The following is a 4,571-nucleotide window of genomic DNA, read 5'->3' as shown; positions in this document are numbered from 1 at the left end:
TCTTGGTCGTTAAGTAATTGTACCCGCTATGGGTCTTTTTATTCAATTAGTGTTGCACTTCGATTGTAAATTCGTCGCCAAAATAAAAAGCCTATCCGCAGATAGACTTTTGTATTCTCAATTAAGTTTCATGAAGCTTAGGCCAGCGATGCCAGATAGAGCTGCCAGGCATCATCAAAAATAGTCATGGATGGTAGATATGGCGCGTTTTCCTCCAGATATTTAGACAAGGGATCGAACTCAGTCTCCTGCTTGGGGAAGGCGCTATCTAGAAAGGCATTGTTCGCAAAATTGGCGATAGTGTCGTAACTTTCTGGGTTACGTTGGGTCATGAGAAATTGGTAAAACGTCTTAGGCATACAATTCCTCCTTTACTTTTTCGGAATCCGTGCTTGGAAGACGAACTTCCCGGCTCCGGACATATCGATCTTCTTGGCGGCGTATGAGAGTTTCTTGCCATTACCAATAGCCGTCAGATGCAGCGTCATGGTACTTTGTTTCGTATCCATGGCAACCCACTTTGGCAGCGGGTAATTCTTGGCGATATAGCTCATAACAAAGCTGATGGGTACGGGTAAGGACCCCACCGAGAGTTTTTGTGCCTTCAATTTAACATCACCGGAAGGCAACACCGTAGGCTTCAAGAGTAACACGAAGTTCACGTTTGTGCCGAGAACCTTGGTTGAACCGGTGATCATCGCGTGATCCGTTACTTGGAACTGGTACTTAACATCTTGCCCCTCAAGGGACTTATTGACGTAGTAGTCCGCCAAGGCGTTTACCTGACGTTTATTCAGGGTGACATTGATGTTAGTGGTATCCGTATCAGGTTTGGCCGTTGAGGCGACCTTCACGCCCGACGTGGCCTTGATCCCCATGACGACGAGGATGATGACGAACAGACTCACTAGCCCAATGAACCCCCACTTCCACCAGTTGGTCGAAGTGGCTGTCGCATGTCGTTTCATAAAAAATGTTGCCTCCTTATTTCATTAGCCACTGTTGATGGGCCTGCATTTGTTTGAAGACGTAATCCGTCATCAAACGGTACCCCTTGGCGTTAGGGTGGAAATGGTCGACGGGTGACAGGTAATCATTCAGCTCGTCAGCCGAATTGCTGGCCATAATCTGTTTCTGGAAGCTTTGTGCTGAGAGCTTACCATCGTTAGCCTTTTGGGCGGACCGTTTCAGCTTGGCTTGTTGGGTCACTGACTTGAACTGACCGACGGACAAAGCCCGGTTGATATCGACCATATAGAGCTGTTTAAATTTGCCGGCCGCCTGCTCGGTGGCATCGTTCCACTCATCGACGGCGTTCGTGACCTGCTCCACATCCGCAAAGTAGACGTAGATGGGATTGTAGATCGAATAGAGATAAATTGGTGCATCTGGATTATAGTGACGGACCGTCGTTAATAGGCGTTTGAGCTTCTGTTGGTAAGTGGTCTCCGCGGAGTTCAGTTGCGTATTGAGGCGCGATTGCTGGTTAATGGTGACGTTCTTCGTCAACGTTTGTAGCAGGTCATTCCCACCAACGGTCATGACGACTGCCTGGGCTTTTCCTAATTGTCGTTGCATGCTGGAACTCTTGACCAGGCGAGCTTCAATCTGGTCACTTCGATCACCGGATTTCCCATAGTTGTGCATGACCACTTTGACGTGATCCTTCTGGCGAATCATGGTCTTGAGCCGGCCAGTATAGCCGCCTTGTTCGTCCTTTTGTGGATCGCCGACTCCTTCGGTCAGTGAATCACCTAAGGCCACGACCCGGACGACTTTACGATGACGATTAGCATTACTACTCTTCGTGGTGCGAACACCGGGGTGCCAGTAGGTCAAGGCAGCTAACACGATGAGTACCAGGAGTAAAGCGACCCCAATCACCTTACTGAGTCTTCCGATTTTTTTCATTTAAAAGTCCCCCTCGGGATAAATAAAAAGCGGTGGCTATGCCACCCCTTTTTTGTCGATGGTGTTATTTAGTTGGATCGGTGTAGTACATCAGAGCAAAGGCCCCAGGTCCCCCATGGGTGGCGATGATGGGTACCGTTTCTCTGACCAGGACATCTTTGTCCGGGAACATTTCATGCAAACGACCCTGAATCTTGTCGACGGACTCGAAGGCTTCAACGTGAGAGATTCCAATTGCCTTGATATCTGGAATCTGTTTCATTTGGTCATAAACTTTTTCAAAGTAACGGTCGATGGTCTTCATACCCCGGCCCTTAGCGCGGATCTTCAGTTCGCCACCAGTTACCTGGAGCACGATCTTAATGTTTAACAAGGCCGTTAGCATACCTGCGGCCCGGCTGAGTCGGCCACCCTTAAGAATGTTCTCAAGCGTGACGATGCCCATAAAGAGCTTCGTGTGGTCACGGACAGCGACAGCCCGGTCCAAGATGGCCTGCTTTTCAGCCCCTTCGGCAGCTAATTTAGCGGCTTCAACGACTTGGAAAGCCAGCGCCTGATCGGTGTATTGGCTATCCACGACCGTGACGTCGGTCTTTGACAATTGTGCGGCCTGTTCAGCGGTGTGAACCGTGCCACTGATGGCGGCCAACATACTGAAGAAGATGACCGAACTGCCATCCTCACCCAGCTTGTCGAAGGTCTCGACGAACTTACCTAACGGCGGTTGACTCGTCTTAGGCAGCGTCTTGGAGCTCTTCATTTTTTCAATAAATTCTTTGTTTGTGATGGATTCCCGTTCAACGTAAATGGTGTCATCGATCATGACCGTCAACGGGATAATGGTAATGTTATAGTCTTGGATTTGCTGATCGGTTAAGCCAGCAGATGAATCCGTAACGATTTTAAATTTAGCCATGGATATCCCACTCTTTCTGACCAGAGATTTGGTTTATGCTACAATATGCGTAATGAAACATACGGTAATAGTATAGCAGAGTTACTGAACTTTTTCAGTAGTTGTTGCTAACTCACCGGACCAGTTTGTTAAAAGTTTCCAGACTGGTTATTTAAGGAGGAGTTTGCTTGACACAAGAACGTAGTCACACCTACCAAATTGTTAATGAAGTGCTTAACGCCGTGACGCACGGCATTGGTGTCGCTCTGAGTATCGCAGGTCTGGTGATCCTGATTCTACAAGCTCACGGTAAGGGCGGTCAACTGCGGATGACGACCTTCCTTGTATATGGCATCATCCTCGTCCTCTTTTACTTGGCCTCGACCCTCTTCCATGGGTTGTACTTTACCCGTGCCAGCCACGTCTTTCAAATATTCGATCATTGCGCGATTTACCTGTTGATTGCGGGGACCTATACGCCATTTAGCCTATTAGTGGTCGGTGGCACCTTGGGTTGGGTTATGTTCGGGATTATCTGGGCCATGGCCGTCGCCGGTGTCATCTACAAGGCCATCTGGCTTGGTAAATTTCAGAAACTTTCCACGGTGATTTACGTCGTCATGGGTTGGATGTGTCTAATGGGGATTTCACCCCTGTATCATGGCCTCGGATTGATTGGATTTAGCCTGTTGGTTGCGGGCGGCGTCGCCTTCACCCTGGGCGCTGTCATCTACAGTTTTAAAGGGATTCCCTTCGGTCACGTCATCTGGCATCTCTTCGTGATGTTGGGAACCGGTTTGATGTACTTCTCGATCTTGCTCTACGCTTAAAATTTTTGGGATTAAAGCATAGGTTCCAAAAAAAGATATTAAAATGCTTGTAACCAATTTTGTGAATATCGTTGGATGCTGAATGACAGAAAGAAACGATAAAACTTGTCGGACTGGTATATACCACTAGTTTAAAAGACGGTTTAGTTTTTTTAATCAAGTAGAAAGTACGCCTGTACCAATCATACAGGTATAAATTATAGATAAATACCAAAGCAAGCCTATAAGTATGCATGACGATGTAAGTATACTTATAGGCTTTTTGCGTGCGAGTAATCTGGCCTTTGCATGTCTAAACAACTTCTGTATAGTTACGAAGTGCGGAGAAAAGCAAACTACATATGGAATAATACCGTTGAAACACGTGGTCTGAAATCTCAGGGACTTTCTCCGTAGGACCAATAAAATACAAGTCAATAATTAGATTGGAGGACGTCAGTTGTTAACTTTATGGCATCGGCTAAATAAACGGACATTATTTTCTATATTTGTTATCGCGATGCTTCTTCCAAGCATTCAAGCTTATCCAATACTGCAGCAATCTTTCCAACAATCCAATCCGTTTCACTCTTCCCCATACACGTTATGGCTGGGAATTGATGGCTTTCATTTTTCCGCGATTGCTTATTACCTGGTCTTACCTCTACTCGCGGCAATGCCAGCAGCCACTTTGCTAAAAAAAGATCTCAATAATGGCTTTTTCATGCAGGTGAAGTTGAAAAATACCTTGAGGCAAGTGCTTCGAGATTACTACGTTTTGTCTTTTCTACTAGGTGGTTTAATTGTCACACTGCCACTACTAATCAACTTTACGGCAATTGCCTTAAAGCTGCCTAGTACCTTCCCAGATAATCTATTAAACGGGAGATTGTAAAATATAACCGAACACTTGTAGACAAAAAAGCCCATAGAGGCCTTTAATAGAATTACCACAA

6 protein-coding genes are annotated in these 4,571 nt (G+C 46.4%); 2 read left to right on the top strand and 4 right to left on the bottom strand.

The features are described 5' to 3' along the window. Nucleotides 1–137 precede the first annotated feature (137 nt). The 4 genes from OCU14_RS11125 to fakB all read right to left on the bottom strand — a co-directional run bounded on the left by OCU14_RS11125 (nt 138) and on the right by fakB (nt 2,827). Nucleotides 138–359 (bottom strand): YozE family protein, encoded by a 222-nt coding sequence (locus tag OCU14_RS11125; RefSeq protein WP_057878902.1) that lies wholly within the window; start codon nt 357–359, stop codon nt 138–140. A gap of 12 nt (nt 360–371) precedes the next feature. Then, nucleotides 372–968 carry a YpmS family protein gene (locus OCU14_RS11120; protein ID WP_057878903.1) on the bottom strand — a complete coding sequence of 199 codons (597 nt, stop codon included), beginning with the start codon at nt 966–968 and terminating at the stop codon, nt 372–374. A 16-nt stretch (nt 969–984) separates the two neighbouring features. Further along, on the bottom strand, nt 985–1,911 hold the full coding sequence (locus tag OCU14_RS11115) for an SGNH/GDSL hydrolase family protein (protein WP_261811076.1): 927 nt from the start codon (nt 1,909–1,911) through the stop codon (nt 985–987). 64 nt (nt 1,912–1,975) lie between these two features. After that, nucleotides 1,976–2,827 carry a DegV family protein gene (gene fakB, locus OCU14_RS11110; RefSeq protein ID WP_261811075.1) on the bottom strand — a complete coding sequence of 284 codons (852 nt, stop codon included), beginning with the start codon at nt 2,825–2,827 and terminating at the stop codon, nt 1,976–1,978. 167 nt (nt 2,828–2,994) lie between these two features. Here fakB and trhA point away from each other — a divergent pair, with 167 nt between their 5' ends. Together trhA and OCU14_RS11100 are read left to right on the top strand one after the other, a co-directional pair. After that, nucleotides 2,995–3,636 carry a PAQR family membrane homeostasis protein TrhA gene (gene trhA / locus OCU14_RS11105; protein WP_057878906.1) on the top strand — a complete coding sequence of 214 codons (642 nt, stop codon included), beginning with the start codon at nt 2,995–2,997 and terminating at the stop codon, nt 3,634–3,636. Nucleotides 3,637–4,075: 439 nt separating this feature from the next. After that, nucleotides 4,076–4,510: a hypothetical protein gene (locus OCU14_RS11100; RefSeq protein WP_261811074.1), complete on the top strand. Its 435-nt coding sequence runs from the start codon at nt 4,076–4,078 to the stop codon at nt 4,508–4,510. Nucleotides 4,511–4,571 lie beyond the last annotated feature (61 nt).

Origin of the sequence: Levilactobacillus humaensis (assembly GCF_024345185.1) — a bacterium.
Taxonomy (GTDB): domain Bacteria; phylum Bacillota; class Bacilli; order Lactobacillales; family Lactobacillaceae; genus Levilactobacillus; species Levilactobacillus humaensis.
The sequence above is the reverse complement of the archived record's forward strand: the minus strand, read 5'-3'. Positions and strand labels throughout refer to the sequence as shown.

What these genes read in the sequence shown, in the direction of transcription:
- OCU14_RS11120 (WP_057878903.1), bottom strand. Translation starts at nt 968, where the DNA reads ATGAAACGACATGCGACAGCCACTTCGACCAACTGGTGGAAGTGGGGG.
- OCU14_RS11125 (WP_057878902.1), bottom strand. Translation starts at nt 359, where the DNA reads ATGCCTAAGACGTTTTACCAATTTCTCATGACCCAACGTAACCCAGAA.
- OCU14_RS11115 (WP_261811076.1), bottom strand. Translation starts at nt 1,911, where the DNA reads ATGAAAAAAATCGGAAGACTCAGTAAGGTGATTGGGGTCGCTTTACTC.
- fakB (WP_261811075.1), bottom strand. Translation starts at nt 2,827, where the DNA reads ATGGCTAAATTTAAAATCGTTACGGATTCATCTGCTGGCTTAACCGAT.